Source organism: Microbacterium sp. HMWF026 (assembly GCF_003061325.1).
GTDB classification, from domain to species: Bacteria; Actinomycetota; Actinomycetes; order Actinomycetales; family Microbacteriaceae; genus Microbacterium; species Microbacterium testaceum_E.
Genome location: NZ_QAJB01000028.1, coordinates 1 through 2,982, shown reverse-complemented (window position 1 = coordinate 2,982; position 2,982 = coordinate 1). Strand labels below are relative to the sequence as shown.

Annotated in this window: 4 protein-coding genes; 1 reads left to right on the top strand and 3 read right to left on the bottom strand. The window is 70.1% G+C overall.

Features of this window, described 5'->3' with window-relative positions; translation table 11 throughout:
- Positions 1–150: 150 nt before the first annotated feature.
- Positions 151–555, top strand: coding sequence for a hypothetical protein (locus DBR36_RS01290; RefSeq protein ID WP_108317225.1), 405 nt, complete (start codon positions 151–153; stop codon positions 553–555).
- Between the two features lie 147 nt (positions 556–702).
- On the opposite strand, the gene DBR36_RS01285 is transcribed toward DBR36_RS01290, so the two are convergent.
- From DBR36_RS01285 to DBR36_RS01275, 3 genes are all read right to left on the bottom strand, one after another.
- Positions 703–1,098 (bottom strand): hypothetical protein, encoded by a 396-nt coding sequence (locus tag DBR36_RS01285; RefSeq protein WP_108317224.1) that lies wholly within the window; start codon positions 1,096–1,098, stop codon positions 703–705.
- A 63-nt stretch (positions 1,099–1,161) separates the two neighbouring features.
- Entirely contained in the window at positions 1,162–2,079 is a 918-nt protein-coding gene (locus DBR36_RS01280; protein WP_108317223.1) for a DUF1295 domain-containing protein, read from the bottom strand.
- Positions 2,076–2,982, bottom strand: a 907-nt coding sequence (locus DBR36_RS01275) for an AMP-binding protein (RefSeq protein ID WP_146185163.1), incomplete at its 5' end; no start/stop codon positions are given. The genes DBR36_RS01275 and DBR36_RS01280, both read right to left, overlap by 4 nt.

Here is a 2,982-nt window from a genome sequence, read left to right as displayed (position 1 = left end):
TCGCGTGGTGGCGCAGCGGGCGCTGGCCGGCGAGGAATGAGCGCTCAGGCTCTCGCCGGGTGCGCCGCCCGTGCCACGTTGTGCAGCACGAGGTACGCGAGGGCGAGGATCGGCAGGAACGTCATGGTGACCCCGCTGTAGCCTGTCCGGATGCACGACGATGCGGCAGACGACTCGCGCCCGCTCGAGCGGCGCGGACTCGAGAAGTGGGTTCGCGAAGAAAGCTTTTGGAAAGACATCACTACTCGGACCATTGCCGGGTTGATAACCGTCTTCACGGTGTGGGTAGTGGGCGTACTCACGGGTGTCTTCAATAGCGAGGGCGCGCTTGAAGGACTCATGCGGCTCGTGGAGCTCGCAGTCATCGCATCGGGCTTGACGATCGTCATCCTGGGCTCTCGTCTCGCCACGAAGGGGCGACCGATCCATTCGCGCGGCAAACAGAGTGACCGTTCCCCTGCGTCACTATGGGTGCCTATCGCGTTTGTAGGTCTCACGACACTAGTTGTCATCGTCGACTTCGCTTCGCGGTTTCTCGGCCACCCGATCTTGTGACGGTGGCCGGCGGTATTCGCCCACCACGTCAGCGCCGGCACTGGCACCGGCGTCCGCTCGCGTTGCGCGATGTAATCGGCGCGGTTGCCCATATCCCGGCGCGTCGCGTGGTGGCGCAGCGGGCGCTGGCCGGCGAGGACTGAGCGCTCAGGCTCTCGCCGGGTGCGCCGCCCGTGCCACGTTGTGGAGCACGAACAAGGCGAGGGCGAGGATCGGCAGGATGCCCATCAGCAGCGTCATCGCGACGCCGCTGTCATTCGGGATCGTCATGAAGCCCGAGACGACCGTCACGGCGGCGCCAACGAGCGCGACGACGAACGCCGTCCATCGCACGGCGCGCGACCGGACGAACGCGGCGATCACGAGCAGGACCGTCAGCGCCGCCAGCGTGAGGCCCGCGTAGAGCAGGGTCGGATTGCCGAGCCCGAAGATCACCAGCGCGAAGGCCATCGCGGCGAAGACCGGTGCCGTGAAGATCGTGAAGATGCGGGCCCGGCGGGCGAGCTTCTCGGGCGGCACCGGCGACGGCGTGCGCGGAGTCATGGCATCCCCCTCCCTGAAGGCAGAGCGGCCAGGTTACCCGGGCGCTCACATCGCCGGAAGGCCTCACCCCCGCCGCGTGAGCGCCGGAACCAGCACCGGCGTCCGCTCGCGGTACGCGACGTAATCCGCGCGGTCGCCCCACTTCTCGTCGGCGCGCTTTTCGAGCAGCGGGATGCCGCTGACCCGCGTGAGCAGCAGGATCACGAACACCGGCGACAGCACGGCCACCCACTGCCACCCCTGCAGCACCGGCACGGCGACGACGAACACGCCCACCCAGATGAGGATCTCGCCGAAGTAGTTGGGGTGGCGCGACCGCGACCACAGGCCTGTGCGGATGAACTCACCCTTGTTCGCGGGGTCGGCGCGGAACGCCTGCTTCTGCAGGTCGGCGACCACCTCGATGACCATGCCCAGCAGCCAGATCACGATGCCCACGACGGCGAAGGCGTCCAGGGGCGTGCGGGCGTCGGCATCCGCGCTCATCGCGATCCACGCGGCCGATGCGGTCAGCGACACCCAGACGCCCTGGATCGCCCACACCTGCAGGAACCGCAGCGGCTTGGTCTTGATCTCGTCGAATCGTCCGTCCGATCCCGAGCGGTGTACGCGCGCGAAGAGGAACGAGCCCAGCCGCGCCGCCCACACGATCACCATCGCCGCCAGGATCCAACCGCGCGCATCCTGCGCCGGTACCAGCAGCACCACCGCGAGCGACACCGCGATGAAGGTCAGGCTGCCGGTCAGGTCGAAGAACCGCTCGGTCCGCAGAAGCACCGCGGGGATGTACGCCGCGAACTGGATCACGAACGCCGCCGCCACCGCCAGGACGAACAGGGGGATGCCGCCCACCTGCGCCCCGCGGAATCCGCCTGCCGCGGCGAGCCCCGCGCCGATCAGCACGGCCACGATCACCACGACGACCGCCGCGCGGTTCTGCTTCGCGGCGGAGCCAGTGGCGGGGGGAACGGGTGCGGTCATGATGCGGCTCCTCGGTACAGGGTCTCGATGGTGTCGGCGGCGCGGGTGAGCACCTCGCGGCGCTTGATCTTCATGGTCGGGGTGACGAGGTCGCGGTCGTCCAGGTCGGCGAGCACGAGCGTGAACCGGCGCACCTGCTCGCTGCGCGCGACCAGGGTGTTCGCCTCGTCGACGACGCGCTGCAGGCGCGCGACGAGCCGCGGCTCGTCCACCGGGCGCAGGCTCGCGGGCGTCCGCACGTCGAGCTCGACTCCGGTGGATGCCGCCCACCCGGCGGCCTGCTCGGCATCCAGGATCAGAAGGGCCGACAGGTACGGACGGTCGTCGCCGACCACGACGGCGTGCTGCACGAGCGGGTCGGCCTCGACGGCGCCCTCCCAGCGGGCGGGCACGACGGTCTTGCCGTTCGAGGTCGTGACCACGTCCTTCAGGCGCCCCTCGAGCACGAGTCGGCCGCCCTCGTCGAGGCGGCCCAGGTCTCCGGTGCGGAAGAACCCGTCGACGAACGCGTCGTCGTCGTGGCGGTCATCGCGGTAGCCGGCGAAGACGCCGACGCCCTTGGCCAGCACCTCGCCCTGGTCGCTGATGCGCACGGTCGAGCCGGGGAGCGGCAGGCCCACCGTGCCCGACACGATGCGTCCGGGCAGGTTGCCGGTCAGCGGCGCGGTCGTCTCGGTCAGCCCGTATCCCTCGATCACGGGCACGCCCAGGCCGCGGAAGAACAGCGACAGCTCGCCGTCGAGGGTCGCCCCGCCCGACAGCATGTAGTCGACGCGACCGCCCATGACGGCGCGCAGGCGACGGTAGAACAGGGCGTCGAACAGCGCGTGGCGCACCCGATGACCGAACGGTACGCGGGGCGGGGTGCCGGCATCCCGCCGCTCCGCCACCCGACCGGCGGTG